The 16,114-nt window shown below is 38.2% G+C and carries 16 protein-coding genes, 1 other RNA gene and 1 pseudogene; 3 read left to right on the plus strand and 15 right to left on the minus strand.

What is annotated here, in order from left to right:
- The 8 genes and pseudogenes from ACGLXV_RS13565 to ACGLXV_RS13600 all read right to left on the minus strand — a co-directional run.
- Window positions 1-250, minus strand: a pseudogene (locus ACGLXV_RS13565) (NADH oxidase); the annotation flags it as partial.
- 23 nt (window positions 251-273) lie between these two features.
- Window positions 274-2,220, minus strand: a complete 1,947-nt coding sequence (locus tag ACGLXV_RS13570; protein WP_391559039.1) for a TOMM precursor leader peptide-binding protein — start codon at window positions 2,218-2,220, stop codon at window positions 274-276.
- Window positions 2,217-4,130, minus strand: a complete 1,914-nt coding sequence (locus ACGLXV_RS13575) for a putative thiazole-containing bacteriocin maturation protein (RefSeq protein ID WP_391559040.1) — start codon at window positions 4,128-4,130, stop codon at window positions 2,217-2,219. Before ACGLXV_RS13575 ends, ACGLXV_RS13570 begins: the two co-directional genes overlap by 4 nt.
- A gap of 157 nt (window positions 4,131-4,287) precedes the next feature.
- Window positions 4,288-4,614 (minus strand): heterocycloanthracin/sonorensin family bacteriocin, encoded by a 327-nt coding sequence (locus ACGLXV_RS13580; protein WP_391559041.1) that lies wholly within the window; start codon window positions 4,612-4,614, stop codon window positions 4,288-4,290.
- Window positions 4,615-5,000: 386 nt separating this feature from the next.
- Window positions 5,001-5,079, minus strand: an RNA gene (ffs, locus tag ACGLXV_RS13585) — signal recognition particle sRNA small type.
- 315 nt (window positions 5,080-5,394) lie between these two features.
- Window positions 5,395-5,799, minus strand: coding sequence for a type VII toxin-antitoxin system HepT family RNase toxin (gene hepT, locus ACGLXV_RS13590; RefSeq protein WP_391559042.1), 405 nt, complete (start codon window positions 5,797-5,799; stop codon window positions 5,395-5,397).
- Window positions 5,789-6,193 (minus strand): type VII toxin-antitoxin system MntA family adenylyltransferase antitoxin, encoded by a 405-nt coding sequence (gene mntA, locus ACGLXV_RS13595; protein WP_391559043.1) that lies wholly within the window; start codon window positions 6,191-6,193, stop codon window positions 5,789-5,791. Before mntA ends, hepT begins: the two co-directional genes overlap by 11 nt.
- Before the next feature lie 144 nt (window positions 6,194-6,337).
- The gene (locus ACGLXV_RS13600) at window positions 6,338-7,087 is read right to left on the minus strand and encodes a YwaF family protein (protein WP_391559044.1); all 750 of its coding nucleotides are present in this window, start codon (window positions 7,085-7,087) and stop codon (window positions 6,338-6,340) included.
- A 153-nt stretch (window positions 7,088-7,240) separates the two neighbouring features.
- Between ACGLXV_RS13600 and ACGLXV_RS13605 the strand changes: the two genes are divergently transcribed.
- Both ACGLXV_RS13605 and ACGLXV_RS13610 read left to right on the plus strand, forming a co-directional pair.
- On the plus strand, window positions 7,241-8,263 hold the full coding sequence (locus tag ACGLXV_RS13605) for an acyltransferase family protein (protein ID WP_391559045.1): 1,023 nt from the start codon (window positions 7,241-7,243) through the stop codon (window positions 8,261-8,263).
- Between the two features lie 94 nt (window positions 8,264-8,357).
- Window positions 8,358-8,906: a hypothetical protein gene (locus ACGLXV_RS13610; protein WP_391559046.1), complete on the plus strand. Its 549-nt coding sequence runs from the start codon at window positions 8,358-8,360 to the stop codon at window positions 8,904-8,906.
- 206 nt (window positions 8,907-9,112) lie between these two features.
- Here the strand turns inward: ACGLXV_RS13610 and ACGLXV_RS13615 are convergent, their stop codons facing one another.
- The 3 genes from ACGLXV_RS13615 to ACGLXV_RS13625 form a co-directional block, all read right to left on the minus strand.
- A complete protein-coding gene (locus tag ACGLXV_RS13615; protein ID WP_483880583.1) occupies window positions 9,113-9,298 on the minus strand; it encodes an aldo/keto reductase in 186 nt (61 codons plus the stop codon).
- A 224-nt stretch (window positions 9,299-9,522) separates the two neighbouring features.
- Window positions 9,523-10,497 carry an aldo/keto reductase gene (locus tag ACGLXV_RS13620; RefSeq protein WP_391559047.1) on the minus strand — a complete coding sequence of 325 codons (975 nt, stop codon included), beginning with the start codon at window positions 10,495-10,497 and terminating at the stop codon, window positions 9,523-9,525.
- Between the two features lie 102 nt (window positions 10,498-10,599).
- On the minus strand, window positions 10,600-11,760 hold the full coding sequence (locus ACGLXV_RS13625) for an MFS transporter (RefSeq protein WP_391559048.1): 1,161 nt from the start codon (window positions 11,758-11,760) through the stop codon (window positions 10,600-10,602).
- A 359-nt stretch (window positions 11,761-12,119) separates the two neighbouring features.
- On the opposite strand from ACGLXV_RS13625, the gene ACGLXV_RS13630 reads away from it, so the two are divergent.
- The gene (locus ACGLXV_RS13630; protein ID WP_391559049.1) at window positions 12,120-12,665 is read left to right on the plus strand and encodes a TetR/AcrR family transcriptional regulator; all 546 of its coding nucleotides are present in this window, start codon (window positions 12,120-12,122) and stop codon (window positions 12,663-12,665) included.
- Window positions 12,666-12,792: 127 nt separating this feature from the next.
- Here the strand turns inward: ACGLXV_RS13630 and ACGLXV_RS13635 are convergent, their stop codons facing one another.
- The 4 genes from ACGLXV_RS13635 to ACGLXV_RS13650 are packed head-to-tail and all read right to left on the minus strand — an operon-like array spanning window position 12,793 to window position 16,113.
- Window positions 12,793-13,629, minus strand: coding sequence for a sugar phosphate isomerase/epimerase family protein (locus ACGLXV_RS13635; protein ID WP_391559050.1), 837 nt, complete (start codon window positions 13,627-13,629; stop codon window positions 12,793-12,795).
- Window positions 13,626-14,615 carry a DUF6005 family protein gene (locus ACGLXV_RS13640; RefSeq protein ID WP_391559051.1) on the minus strand — a complete coding sequence of 330 codons (990 nt, stop codon included), beginning with the start codon at window positions 14,613-14,615 and terminating at the stop codon, window positions 13,626-13,628. Before ACGLXV_RS13640 ends, ACGLXV_RS13635 begins: the two co-directional genes overlap by 4 nt.
- Complete coding sequence (asbD, locus tag ACGLXV_RS13645) at window positions 14,612-14,884, minus strand: petrobactin biosynthesis protein AsbD (protein WP_391559052.1); 273 nt, start codon at window positions 14,882-14,884, stop codon at window positions 14,612-14,614. Before asbD ends, ACGLXV_RS13640 begins: the two co-directional genes overlap by 4 nt.
- Complete coding sequence (locus tag ACGLXV_RS13650) at window positions 14,881-16,113, minus strand: AMP-binding protein (protein ID WP_391559053.1); 1,233 nt, start codon at window positions 16,111-16,113, stop codon at window positions 14,881-14,883. Before ACGLXV_RS13650 ends, asbD begins: the two co-directional genes overlap by 4 nt.
- Between the last annotated feature and the right edge of the window lies 1 nt (window position 16,114).

Below are 16,114 nucleotides of genomic sequence, written 5' to 3' on the forward strand. Positions count from 1 at the left end.
TAACAGATTGACTAAATTGAGTCAGCCCGTAGACATACCAAAGAAAATGACCGATTTCACGAAGATCAGGCTTTAAGCGATGTTTAGAACCTTCAAGTGTCAACGGTACGTTCAGGGGTAATGGTACGACAGGCAAACCGCGGTATAGTTTATAGGCAAGTGGTCCATCCTCCCAATCCACTTCCCAATTCGGAATGCTTGCCTTCTCAATATCGAAATGCAAATTGTGCAGAAACTCATCACAATTCATAACAATCGCCTCCTAGAGACTGCTTATGGAAACGGATGAGGATGGGGATTAAGCTGTTCGGTCCTCAGCGGTTCCGTTGTATATCCCAATTCCATCGGGACCCTTAACACCCTCTCGAGTCCGGTTATTCGTGTAAGATGCTGTCCGAATGTCATCGGAAGCATTCCAGGAATCAGCACTTTCACACAATATAGATTGTTTCGAAGCGTTTCCGGTGTCGACTGATCCACCACAATCACATCGAGATTTAATCGGCGAAATTCTTGAAGAAGTTCCAATAAATCATCGGTAAGATCTAAATGCTTACGTCTAGAACCATATTCCTGATCAAAGGTTCTTAATGGGCGATTGTCCTCTAGCAAAAACTTTAGGCGCTCTTCGGCCTCCGGTAATCCATACAACATACCATGATCATCCATCTGTCTTACCAAGCTTGAGTCATGTAACATACGCACATACTCCGACTTGTTCTTCTCCAATTTCTCATCCAATGACAGCATCATCCCAGCTAACTCGTGAACCGCGGTTTTCACAGCCCGTATTGGGTCCAAATGAGCTCCAGCCGCACAAATCAGATTCAAACCTGTTTGCTTTCTATTTTTCGCGATGGCTAAAATACTGGGGATTCCGTTCTCCATGGTCGAGTTATATAAATGTAAATCATATCCGCCAACCGTTTGCATCCGGTCAATCATTAACAGAAGCTCTTGATCTGCAGTGGAGTATGGATCAAGACGCGGCAAAGGAAGCTGCGCGTACCAAGTCATTAAAAACGAATCACGCTCCACCACTTCCAAAATACCATAGAAAATAGCTTCTTCTAAACTACCTCCTAACGCACATCCGTTGGAAGTCTCATAGACGAACCCTCTTGATCCGCAGCCCAAACTGTAATAGGCCAGCAACTCGGGGACCAAGATCGGACGTTCATGAAAAAATGAATATCCCCATACCCAATTGATGGGGCGATCGGGATCAAATTCTTCAAATGGAAAATCAGGTCTTTGGTACTGTTCTTTTTCGTGCACACCTACTTCAATCGGATGGAGTGCCTGATTTTTCAAGCGGTTATAACTATCATGGACCACGGTCCGTTTACCACGGGGCTGAAGTCCACAGTACCGCTCCAATCCTTCCAATATCGCCGTTAACTCACTTACCGCGAAGGAGTTGGTCCGGCCCGCTGTTCCCTCATCTCCCTCGAACAAAGGCAGATTAACACTTACATCCGCAAATGTATGAACAAGGTTGACAAGTTTTTCATTTAAGAGCCCAGTACGTGGATCTAGATAGTCTTTCAATAAAACTGTACTCAGACTATCTAGCGAACGGGTGCGGAAATGGTCACGGTTAAACTTCGGAGTATGTCTCAATGAAATACCTGCCATTTCGGGTGAATCGACTGGTATTGAACTGCAAACGGTACACAAAGGGTCAGGCAGGAACTTATGCCATGAACTATTCAGGGTTTTCAGATTGAGAAAACAGACTTTTCCTTCGGAGGCCGCCTCTTCTCCTTGTATGATTCTTTTTACCTCGGCTTCGATTAAGTGAGCCAACTGTTGGAGTCCCGTGCGTGATGCCCAAGCTTCCTCGTGCATTCCCCCATTTGACTCCAACCGCCTCTGCATCTCCCTCATGTCTCTACGGTCGTTTCCTGTCAAAAGCCGTCTTGTCTCCGCACATTGAGTGCAACCCGGGGTACCAGGCCGAACCAGAGGACCTATTACTCCTTCTCCAAAAGAAACAAAACCTCGCAGCCATGAAGTGTTGATACGACGAAAAACCTGTTCAGCTTGTTGAAAAACAGAGGGATTCCATACATCCTGCAGCACCAATGCCAAATCGATGGTGGCTGGTAGAATGCTCTCGAAATTAGGTTTACGAACCACTAGGTATTGAGAGGACATTTCTTCACATATGAGGTCTGACAATATCCCTTCTCCGACCACTAACACAACAGCACTCACTTGAATCCCTCCTCTTGAACCAATACCCCGAATACCCCTGCCAATTCCTGTTTAAGAAAAGGTTCCACATCAAGTTCATACACATGAAGCTGCTTTCTGTTCCGTTCAAGGACTTTAATTGCTTCCTGGAGGTCCTCGGACTGAATCCTGTCTTCACACGTAGGAATTTCTATACTTTGCGGTTCTTTTTCATCCAAAGATAACGAAGTAAATTCCAATGATCGCGGTGTTTCCAATTCTCCATGGTTTTGGCCTTTTGCAATAGCCTTCTGCAGCGCGTTTCGCAGTGCCAAGGTTCTATTAATATCTACACTGCCATACCATCCGTCTCTTGTGCCAACCCACACAACCGGAAATCCCCACACATTCTCGCCTAAGGCAATGGTCGGTGCACCTTGCATAGTCGTTAGGGACTGCAAATAAAAACGGCAGCGTTGATCCTCTACCTTCCTCAACTTCACTATAGAAACGGAATAACTCGGCTCACGGCTTTGTCTGATTAACTCCTCTTCCAAACATTTTTGCAGCCCCCGGCAAACCCCTTCCGCTAACATAACACCAGCAGCTACTTTCACTTGTGGAGGCAGTTCAAAGATGTCGGCCATTCTTGAGACATACATTTCTATTCCGGTCAGCCCTGCTTCTATTCGCGCTTCCTGATGTGTCAGTGCTGAACATACCCTCTCCTGCAATAGGTCAGCAGGTCCCTCCGCTAATGGATTGGCTGCCTGAACGGAGCACTGCGATAATGGTAACTGCTTTAAATCTCCTTCCTCCCATTTGTGAAAAATCCCTGACACTTTGGATGTCAGCTGATTAAAGTGAACCAATAATGGGCTCGGATCACGATTCTCTGTTCTCTGTTCCAGTCTTACATCGATATCCTCTACTAATCTAACAGACGGATGTCCAGTTACTAGTGGATGAGGAATGTACGGATGCCAGTTGCCTTCAAGTGTTTCTAAATCTAGAAGAAAGAATCGTTCTTTCTGTTCCTTTTCAGACACACCTGTAACATGCTTATACAACTCAAATACAATCACATTAGCAAGCATGGATCCTGCTGTCGGAGAATATGCGGAAAATGGCTGGTCATTGGTGAGTGCTGTTTGGTGAAGACGGCGCCATGCAGACTCCCAACACCCCTCTGAATTTGGATGCACGAACGGTCCAGCTAACCCGACCTGTTCCAAGCAAATAGCAGGGAGAAACACCTTCTTCTCATCCCTGCTAACCTTATGTAGAAGTCGTAGTTCCTCTACATCAGCCTTTTCTGAAACATACAAAATGTAATCAAACGGTTTGATCACTTCCTGCCAATCTCTTTCCTTGTTTTGGTTAAGCTCCTCTATCTCCACCTCATCGTCTGTTTTACGGGCACGAGCCACAAGTTCGTTCAACCGTCGTCTATTGGTCTGATCCGTATCCATTATCAGGATTTTGAACTTGGGATGTCCGGAAGTAAGTAACGAAGAAATCAACGAAATAAAAAATGGTCCTGATCCTACAGCCAACACTTTCGACTGTCGATAGCATTGAAAACGGAACGCTCCTGAATCTATTAAGTTATCGACAAATTCGATTTGAGAAGCATGGTTTTTTATAACCTGTTCCGTCAATTGATGCGGACGTTCTTGGCTTACATCTCGAGCAAATCCGTTGCTTACTAGCGTTTCTGCAATTTCAAACACTCTGTCCCGGTATGGACCCGGTAATCCGTTTGTCAAATACTCCAAAGTGTGCTGGCCATTAAACATCGGCATTAACTTTTCAACCCACTTATCGATCATACTGCCTTCCATACGGAAGGAACTTACATTGTTCCGAAAAAACACACCGCTGTGGGGGTATGGGAGAAAAAACGTGTCCCTTTTTACTTTCAGACGCGCAGAAGGGGTTAAATTTGTCACTTTCGTTCCTCCTTAGGTCCTCATCATTAATTATCATCACTATTATCCTATGTACCGCAATTTGTCCCTTATGTTTATACTTATAGAAAAGAGCCCCTGCGACGATTGCAAGGGCTCTTCTCTATAAGCAACTGGCTTTCCGTTTATCAAGCGAAAACTACCTTCCTCCGCAGCGTTGTCCTCCACCGCATCGATGTCCGCCGCCGCAATTATGACCACCGCATCGATGCCCACCGCCGCAATTATGTCCGCCGCATCGATGCCCACCGCCGCAATTAAAACAGTTAAAGCAACTGAAACAATTAAAACAATTAAAGCAATTGAAACAGCTGCTAAAGCAACTAGAACAACGGCCAAAACTACCCACACCTACGAATAAACGGTCCTGATCACCATAGAGTTGGTTTGGATCGTACGTCACTGGTTGGGAAGCTTGGAAATCACCGAGATTTAACGCTTGAAGTTCATTTTGAAAATCGTACATTTATTTAACCTCCTAAATAATTTAACCAAGGGCATTTTCATTTTTAAAAAACGAGGTATGACAAAAGTACTTTAAAAATAGGTGATTATAATGATTTCGAATCCTCCCCAACAAAATATGTACAATGGGTGGGTGTTGCTACTGATATAAAAGCCTATTTTGCTTATTTTCAGAAACTTCTCGAGTTACAAAAAGGGGTGCCTCCAAAACTTATTATTTTGGGACACCCTCAGGCTATGACACTACATGGAGGACTAGGGGTTACCGGTTAATTTGTATCATTAGGAGGATTTCATTAAGGAAGTTGAGGAGGTTTCAGGAAAGCGCACCCCTCTTGAATAATGCAAAACCCACAAAGAAAGAGTCTTTGTGGGTTAAACTTCGTATGTATCGCCACAAACAGGATTCTACTTAGTGCTGCTACCTTCCGGTCCTGACACATTTTCATAGCTCTGTCTTGGCTTGTTTATATAATAACAAATATTATGGTGAAGATAAATAACAAATAATGTTAACTAATTAATATTGGATACTTCCTCCTATAAATATCAACAAATCCATTATTTTTAACAATCTTTGATCTGTGCATTAAAACTGTACTAAATACACGTGTACAATACGAAAGGGATGTAATTTTATTTACATCCCTTTCGCTATGGTTTTGTCCCAGTAAATATTGCAATACGATTAAGTTATGATCCTTTACTTTGCAAGAAATAAGTGTCATTAGGATTATTTTTCCAACTAACACTTACTAAATAATCAGTTATTCCCTCAGAGTTAAAATAGAAGTATTGTCTTTGTAAAATGATTAAAATCTACTATATGATTCTCTAGAATTTTCTGCAGTATTTCTAAATTAAGATCTTGATAATCATGAACAGCAATGTTCCTAAATCCAACCATAGCTTTCATTTTACTTGATAATGAAGATGATATAATATTCTCTTGCTCTAATAATGTAAAAGCATCACGACTGTTTTGCGGTAGACCAAGTTTTTTTTCAGCTACTATATGCATAGCAAGATCTATACTTGCTTCACATGCTCGTTGTAGGTTTAATACTATAGAGTCTTGTTTAGTAAAATTTTTTAGATGCTCTGGGTTATTTCCATATTCTTCATGAATACGCTTAATACAGCGTTCAACAATATTTATTTTATTTAAAATGACATCATTTTTCATAGATTGACCCGCTTTCATCTATTTGTTTTAAGATGGGAGCTCTTTCCTCGTTTAATTTGGCATACATCTTGAACGTTTTGAGTTCAAATTCTGCCTTTATATGTTCGTCTTCACAATATATTGTTCTTCCTGTATGAATAATCTGTGCTTGGAACACAGTACTTGCCTTTGATAGATCAATAAGATCAACTTCGATATTTATTTTTGAAGCTAATTCTTGTGCTATTAAAAATAGATCATACTTCTCTATTTCACTTTCTGATAGAAAAGCAATATCTATATCGCTATCCTTATTAGTTCTTCCAGTCACTCTCGATCCGAAGAGAATGATTAGTACAGGAGCTATTTTATTGGATAAAAATTGGATTATTATATTTTCAATATGTTTTTCCAATCTTAAAGTCCTCCAGACTTCTTTTTTTCAATTATAGCAAATATTCCCTATAAAGTCTTATCGTTGATCTGTACAGTCCTATGAAAAATTGCAATAGCATCAAATGATAAATTTCCTACCCTATATAAACACTGAGGATTCTACTTATATCCTAACCCTTCTTGTGTTTTTTAATTTTCCGGACAGCTTACATCGTTCAAATAATATAAAAGGCAAATAAAGCAATATACATAAAACGAGTGCAACTATCTCAAGTGAAAGAATATACCAAGGCCATGGTCCAAGAAAATCAAGCAAAGATACAGTGTCAGGTTTTCTTGCGAGAAACATATAATTTGCTCCTGTTAATGCATTTACCGGGATCACAAACACCATTAGAACATTTAACCATAGCATCGTCCTTGCAACTGATGTCCAAGTCGGTCTAAAACCTTCTACTGCAGTCATAAAAAGCGCCGTTAACAAGATTCCCCCGTGTCCGATAAAAAAGTAAAAATACCAAAAATGCGGAAAAGCAACATCAAGCACTGGAGTTAATAACGCTTGCAGTGCACCAAGTGTACCTGCAAAAAAGACGAACTCATACAAGTAGAAATTTGGAAAAAGTAGCAGCAAAATCGATAAAAGCAGGGTTAATGTACATAGATGAAACGGAAGCGATTGATCAGGTGTCCAATTGCCGGTATTGATGTACCATAAATGTAAACCTATATGTAATAAAAGCATTAGCAATGCTAATCCGTAACGGAAATTACGATTCCACCCGGGTTTGCGAAAATGTGCTCGGAACCAAATGACAGTCCCTACGACCAATATAATAAACATTAGTGCTATTACATGCTGAAGCGAATACATTTCGAATGAATTGCCATAATGACCAAAGAATGATTTCATTCCATTAGCCCCCCTCCTATTATGTTATATCGGTAATTTTATGATTTGTAATCAATTACATAATCGGCTCCTAGAGATTTATGCATTTGGTTCAAACATCTTTAAATGGTAAATAATAAATTCAATTATTGAAAGTTGTTTAAGGAGCCAGACATGGAGAGAAACTATGCGATTGACTTGATTAAATTTTTTGCAATATTATCTGTTTTAGTGATTCATGTATTTCCAAGGGATAACCAAATTGGATTATTTATTCTCGATAACGTTTCAAGGTTCGCGGTTCCATTCTTTTTTACTGCTTCTGGTTATTTTTTCGGTAAAAAGATGAAAAACAATAGAGATTCTAAAAGGGCCTTTACAAGGTATATAATAAAACTTTTAAAACTGTATTTATGCTGGATATTCTTTTATATAGTGATAGATGTACTTATGACTTCTATAGGAACTGGTAATCAAAGAAGGGAATTGAAGGAATATATTAATCATTTTACGTTTCCTGACCTCGTCTACTACGGCAAAGGTACGAGTGGATACCAGTTATGGTTTTTAACCGCATTAATTTGGAGTTTTGTCATCCTTTTTGTTTTTTATAAGTTTAAAAAAATCAACCATCTACTACTTATTAGCTTACTATTAAACATAATAGGTCTTTTCGGACAATCGTATTCAGTGTTTTATGCTTTTCCTATAAGTACACGTGATTCTTTATTTATTGGACTATTTTATACAACACTAGGTTTCTTTTTTGCGTTTAATGAAAGATTAAAAAGGACCATTGGAAAAAGTATAAAAATTCAATTAATAATCATTTTTTGTCTTCTTACAATTCAAGTGACAGAGGGGTACTTATTAGAAAAAGTACTTTCAGCCGCACACGGGGAATATTTCCTATCTACAATCATCTTAACTTTCGTTCTTTTTTGTTTTGCATTAAATAATTATAATTTAGGAAAGAATTTATTTATTACTGAAATAGGCGGAAGATCCTTGGGTATATATGTAGTTCATGTTTTTTATATTGAAATATATGATCTAATTTTATCTCATTTAAACATGACTAATCTTGCAGATAGCTTATTAATTAAGCTATTCAAGTTACTTATTATATTTTCTATATCGTATCTAACATATGATTTCTTACAGTTCTTAAAAAGGCGTTTAGGTCAAAAGAAGTAATTCATCTCTTATGGGGTCCATTTCAAATTCTTAAATGAGGTAGCTGTCATGAAAAAGATAGGACTTGGACATCCTCTTAATTGGAGGTGTCTATATGATCGTTTATCACGGTTCTATACGGAAATTTCATCATTTCGAAAATGAAACAGTTGTTCAGAAAAAGTTACCCAACGATATTGATACGATTGGCACTTGGTTTACTTCTGATATCCATTCTTCGAAACCTTTTGCCCTCGGAACAGAGACAGTTATTGAAAAATCGGATACAGAGTTTTGGGAAGATGGTGAACCGAAAGTCGTTCAATATGACAAGCCTGTCCAAGGATATGTCTATAAAGTATATGTAGGTGAACCACATATAAAGGATTTTGAATCGTATAATTTGTTTATGGAAGAACGTGATAAGTATTGTGATTATCTAGGAAAAAAAAGAAACATTACCTGGCTAGATAAGGCCATTCTTTTAAATAAAGAAGAAGCAAATAAAGCTCTCCGTCAAAAACTTATTAACCATGCTTACGCTGGTTTTGTTATTCGAAACATGAACCTGGATGGAAAAACGACAGACTTATACTGCTTTTTTGGAGAGGATATTCTTCAAATTGCTGATGTAATACCAGTACCAGTTGACTCAATTGATTAACACGGATGCTTGTATTATTTGATAACAAGATAACCTTCTTCAATCTTTGTTACTTCTTCAGTAACACTAAATTCCATTGCATCATTAGAACATTCGATCAATAATAATAGTTTCAAATTTTGAGTTAAGGGGATTGTTATAATACCAAATTTAATAGCAATGACGCCTTTCCCCTTGTAGGGTTCAAGCGCTTCACCTACTAGCTCTTAATTTGCATATGGTCCATACACTTCAGCGGTATCAAAAGAGGTAACCCCACGATCGATTGCCGAATGGATTAGAGAAATCATTTCTTTCTTTTCGGAAGCTGGCCCAAAACCATAGCTCATTCCCATACAACCAAATCCTATGGCAGAAACTTCTAAACTTTTTCCTAAGATTCGTTTTTGCATACTTATCTCCCTTTCTTCGACCATAAAATAGTTATGAAGGTTCTTTGCTAATTCTTATTATGTTACATGGTGAAACACAGCCGCACAATACTATTACACCTACTTCATAAATGAAAAATATGTCTTACTACATGACAATTACAATATCAAGTTGTGTACGTTGAGAAAATGTAAACCCCCAAACCTTTTCATTAATAGGCTCAGGGGTTTAAATTTATATACTATTACTTAAAACCAACAACATGATGTGGTACGTACGGCTCTTCTAAATAAGCAATTTCTTCAGGTGTCAACTTAATAGAAAGAGCAGCTACCGCATCCTCTAGGTGAGATAACTTGGTAGCACCAACAATTGGAGCAGTTACAGTTTCCTTCTGAAGTACCCAGGAAAGTGCGATATGTGCACGTGGAACTTCATGTTTCACTGCCAACTCTGCCACTCTTTCAACAATTAAACGATCTGTATCTGCATTGTAAAAAGTACTCTTCGTACTGTCTTTTTCAGATCGAACCGTTTTATCTTCCCAATTTCTAGTCAATTTCCCGCCTGCAAGCGGGCTCCACGGAATAACAGCGATCTTTTCTTCTTTACATAGCGGAAGCATCTCCCTTTCCTCTTCACGATACAAAAGGTTTAGTTGATTTTCCATTGATACAAAACGAGTCCATCCATTTTTTTCAGCTACATGTAACGCCTTTAAAAATTGCCATGCAAACATCGATGAAGCACCAATATATCTTACCTTCCCTGCCTTAACCACATCATGTAAAGCTTCCATCGTTTCCTCAATAGGGGTGTTATAATCCCAACGGTGAATTTGATATAAATCTACGTAGTCTGTTCCTAGTCTCTTAAGGCTATGATCAATCTCCCTCATAATTGCTTTTCGAGAAAGACCTTTACTATTAGGACCGTCAGACATCGGGAAATAAAGTTTGGTTGTGATAACTATTTCGTCCCGATTTGCATAATCCTTTAATACACGTCCAACAATTTCCTCGCTCGTTCCGTTTGAATAATAGTTTGCTGTATCAAAAAAATTGATTCCTAAATCAAGAGCTTTTTTAATAATGGGACGACTATTCTCTTCATTTAATGTCCAAGCAGGATATCCTTGATCCGGTTCACCAAAACTCATACATCCAAGACAAAGTCTTGACACCTCCAAACCAGTATTTCCAAGTTTTACATAATCCATTTTATCTTCCTCACTTCCAAATATTATTTAGGGGTTAATAAGTATTAAAATAGTCCATCTTGAATCAATTAGGTAAGACCTATTTTGGGTTCGACATCCCTTTTAAACGGCTGGATCGAGATTCCTATTTTTCTGTACCAAACGATTTACATAAAATCTAAAGACTACTAATGCACAACCAACAGACACTGCACTAACGATGAAAAGTACTGAATAACTTGTATACTGCGATATCCATCCTAATACTATTGATCCAAGTCCAATACCCAGGTCTGTAGCGGTAAGTAAAGAAGCATTAGCTACTCCTTTACGATCTGGACGTGCAAGACGTACGGTGGCTGCTTGTAAAGCAGGAGATGCCGAACCGAAACCGATACCGTATAAAACGGCTGAAACGAGTATTCCAATTAATCCTTCCGCTAGACTCAAGGAGATGAGCGCTATAATTGTCATACCAAGAGCTGGAATAATCACAAACTTCTCTCCATGCCGGTCTGAAAGTTTTCCTGCAATAGGGCGACTAAGAACAAGAGTGGCAGCATAAACCAGAAAAAAGGCTCCAGAATTAACGGCAAGGGAATACGTAAATAACGGGACAAAAGCTGTAATTCCACCATACGCAATATTTAAAAAGAAGACTGAGATAGTAATAGGTAGGACTGATTTTTCAAAAAGCTCTATTTTTTGCGTCCCCGTTTTCTTCGGTTGGAAAGGTATTTTAGCACCGAACATCAACAATAGGGCAACTAAAGAAAGACCGACTGAGATGAAAAACAACGCTTGATAGGATATGTTTTGTGTAATCCATATTCCGCACATTGGCCCAATTGCCATGGCGAGGGTCATAGCTGTGCTGAACCAGCCCATTCCTTCACCTCTTCGGGTAGATGGTATGATATCTGTAATGGCGGTAAAAATGGCAGTGGTTGAAACGGCCCAACTCAATCCTTGCAAGATCCGTAGGCCTAGTAAAACAAAAACTCCACCAACCCAGCTATAGAAATACATAGCCAATGTAAAAATTAGAAGACCCCATAAAATAAATGGTCTCCTACCGTAACGATCTAATAGCCCTCCGATGATTGGTCTAAGAATAACAGCAGATAGCATAAACGCACCCACTACCAGACCCACCTGACTTTCGCTTCCCCCAATGTGTTTAATAAATAGCGGCAGTGTTGGTAGAAGCATATAAAACCCAGTAAAAAGGAAAAGCATCCCCACGGTCATTAGAATAAATGGCTTCGTCCATAAACGTTCCATGTTGTCATTCCCCCTAGAGTAATATTTAAATAGAATCAAACTGGTTCTTCTCTCGTCTGTCTCCGATACAGTATAGTTTCTCAACCTTACTTTATTACCTCCAATAATAAGAAAGGCAAAACCTTACCCTGTTTTAAGGTAACGATTTTGCCTGATTTAACAGTTACAACCCGTGTCTCATAATTTCAATTATATATAAAAGGAAAGCACTTTCAATTGCCAAAAAAAAGGGGTTTGTTAATTAATAAACAAACGGTTGATTTTTGTTCAATATCTTTGAATAAAACTTGTTTCATTATTAAACATTTGTTTATAATTAAAATCATATATATTATTTTTGATAGTTGGTGACACATATAATGAGTAAAATTGATAGAAGAATACTTAAATCACGTGAGGCAATCAAAAATGCAGTTGTTCAATTAATGTCAGAAAAAAATTTTGATGATATTACAATTCAGGATATTTCTGATCAAGCAAATGTAAGCCGAGGAACTATTTACCTTCATTATGTTGATAAATATGATCTATTGGAAAAACTAATTGAAGAACATATTAATAATCTGCGGGAGCTATGCGAATCTGCATCTGAATTAGAATACGGAGAAGCTAATTTACCGTGGTTTAAATATCTAGAAAATAATTATTTGTTTTTTTCTACCATGTTAGCAAGTAAAGGGGCTCCTTCTTTTCGAAAGCAATTCATTGAATTTCTTATTGAGGAATTTACTGATGAAGTAGATGCTATAACTGGAGTAAATTCCGATGTAAATAAAGATATTATTCTACAATTTATTGTTACTTCTTACGTAGGGATAGTAGAATGGTGGTTCAAAAATGGAATGCCGTATTCCCCGGAAGTGATGGCAGAACAAGTTGGAATATTATTGGAACGAAATCTATAAGCCTACTAGGATTATTAAAGCCAGGAAAACAAAGAAGGGTAACCATTCCACATGGTTGACCTTCTTTAGTGTAATCACAAAATAAATAGGCATCTGCTTCAAGATTGCAGAAATAGTATTTAATGGATCAATTCTTAGATTCAACAAACACTTCTCTAGCCAAACCATGGCATTCTCTGAGATCTTGCTTAAGGATTTCTTTTGGATTTGAACCAAACCATTCGAGAGAGGCCTCAATATCCATCTTATTGGAAGCGGCCTTTAGAAAAGCACGGTAATCTACTTCACCCTCAAAAATGGATACCATTCCCTTTCTGTTACCTGAGGGTCGGTAAACATTATCCGGAGAAAACACTCCCAACTCTAATCTAGAGCTAATATTCTTAAAATGAAAGTGAGATATATATCGATAAAGCAATTGAAACGCATCAATAGGATTTGCACCTGATTCCCACACATGAAGAACATCGAAATTGATTCGTAGATTAGGATGATTGGTCTCAAGGAGTAACTCCAGAGTCGATTTAGGATGATCGGTAAAGGTATTAGGATGTGTTTCAAGTAATAACTGCTGTCCCTCACTTTCAGCCATTTTACAAAGTAATTTTAACCGGGTGACTAATTCTATTCTTTCTAGGTTGCTGTATTCGGCACTTCCCTTTTGTCCTGAAAATACTCTAATTTTTTTGGTTCCCCAATGCTTAGCAAGTGAGCTCAATCTTTGCATTTGCTCCCTTAAAACCGGAATTGGCGCATCTAGTGGTAGGTAATCACTCAACATGCTTGTTTCTAAACCTAAAGAATGTAGCCATTCCTTCCCATAATAACTATGCTCTTCTATATTTTTTGCATGAATTCCCCAAAGTTCAATTCCATGAAAGCCTTGTTGCTTGGCCCACCTAGCAATCTCGTCTAGAGAATATAAATGATGGCGAAAAGAAATAGTACATACAGACAGTTTCACTGTGCAACCTCCTTCCTATCAGCAACTCTTACTTTATGAAGTTTGGACCATTTTTCGTAACACTTTTTTAAGCCGAACTTGATTTTAAACTCTAGTTGATCCTGTTCTTTAATACCATTAATTAAGTCGTTCCTTAGTGATAAATCACCTGTCATTGCCAGTTTCATCGCCTTGTAATAAATAGCTGTAAATCCTTTTACTAACTTCTCAATATCCTCACACCAGGCTTCAAAACCTTCCTCGTTCCACCCAATTAATTCATAAAAGTAAGCAAAAGCATGTTCATAAGCGTACTTTCTTATCGCCAATACAGGGAGTTGTCTTAAAGCTTCTGATAGTTCAGATATCCGATGAGATTCTTCTCCGATTGTATACAAGTTAATAATGTCTGAAACCGCTTCTGTCATACGGTTATGATCATATTCCATACAGGTGTTAAAATAGGCATTAACGGTTAAATCGGAAGGTGGAGACAAAGTTGATGCATCAAATACGTACCCACCTCCCACGGTTGGTTCATCCATTGCAGCTAAGATTCGATTCTTTGGTAGGGTTCCTTCCCATCTAAAATCAGGATCGTACATAAACCATTCCTCTTTATTCTCAGTCGCTTCTAACATAACATAATGAGGAAAAGGGCTCTGGTGAAACTTATTTTCCCGCTCAGGAAGCTTTGATAAATCAAGCATAACCATAACATATTGATTAGGTGTATTGTCTTCAACTAACTTGATCAGGTTCTTCATATTCCCTTGTTTGGATTGTTTTTCATCGTACCATTTTCGAAGCTTAATATTATATAATAGCTCATACCAATTTTGGAAGAAATCATGGTTAATTTTATGAGAATGGTAGGTTAGAACACCTTGTTCCAACACATCAAAATCTGCATCCCACACTCCAAAATAATAAGGTCTGTGATCAACACCTGATGTTTTCTTTATCACTTCACACACACAGCTTACAAAGCAGTGAACCTTGATCATTGTACCCCTCCTGATTGAGATATAAGTATTCTCTCTAGTAGACTTACTAAGCTACCCACTGTTTGAAAATCTCTAGCCACAATCATCTCATCCGGGATTTCAAATTGATGGTGTACTTCAAGATGGAGGATTAGCTGAAGTATAAGTATAGAATCCATAAATAAATCGTCATTTAAGCGAGCATGTTCATGAAATTTCGATATAGTCGGAAGCTCCAGATGATTTTTCATTATGTCATATAATACCGAAAAAATTTCGTCTCTTTTCATATGAGAACTCCTCCAAGTATTTTTCTACTTATTTTCCCATTCGGTAACTTTTCTATTTTGTTTACTGAGTTAAACTCCATAGGGATTTGGTAAGGAGCCAAAAATTTTTGACACCACTCTCGTAATTCATCCTCCAACAGTGGCTCAGACGAAACATATTGCGCACAAACTCGCTCACCAGAGAAACTATTACTCTTCTTGTAGACCACGGCTTCCTCTATCCTCGGTTCTGCCATAAGTACATCTTCTACCTCTTGTGGATATACATTCAGTCCTGACACATTGATCATGTCGTCTATTCTTGTCAGAAAACATAGTATGCCATTCTCTATATAACCCAAATCCTTCGTATAAATCGACTTGTTGGAAAGGTTAATGATGATTTCTTCGGGATTTTCTTTTGTTCCAGCATGAACACTAAGATGTGATAATGGATAGCCAACCTCCTTGGATTCGTTAACACTCTTATGCAAACTAACACAACCTACTTCAGAACATCCATATTGTTGAAGTACTTTATTCGATACTCTCTTTAATAACCTGAGCCATTCCGCAGGTAACGTCGTCCCTGAAGAAATAACATAATCCATTTTGTCTTCCCCATTAGACATGAGTGCCATAGAATATAGAAGAAAGGGTGCACCATATAAAATGTGTCGTGGGTGATCCTTAAGTTTTTTCCATATATACCTTGGATTAAGATTAGTAAGTATTACTGGCTCTGCACCTCTTCTTATACAAGCCAAAACGCCACTTATCAAACCATACGAGTGGCTAACCGGACAGGCTACTATAGAAGTTGTTTGATGATTAAAAGCCAAAAGTGATACATAGTTATTTAACTCTTCCTCAATAGATTTCCAAGTTCTTTCTATACATTTTGGTGCACCAGTCGTACCGGAACTCATTTGTACAAGTACTCCTTCTGCCTCGTTCGTATTTTCTGAAATAACGATAGGCGTTTTGATCTCTTGATAGATAAGGATATGACTACCTGTTCCTACTGCTATACGAGTTGCCCCATCTTCCGGCTGTGAAGGGTTGATAGGAACGAAGGAGCCGCCTTTATTTCGAATATAAAAATATAAACTAAGCATGACAAAGACATCCGAAATACATACTGCTATTCTTAAATTCTCTGAATCTCTTAAAACGGGAATATTGTCAAATACACAAAATTGTTTTTCTAAATCGTCTATTGAGTAATACTGATCATTCACATAAAACATC

Origin of the sequence: Robertmurraya sp. (assembly GCF_036676585.1) — a bacterium.
Classification (GTDB): domain Bacteria; phylum Bacillota; class Bacilli; order Bacillales; family Cytobacillaceae; genus Robertmurraya_A.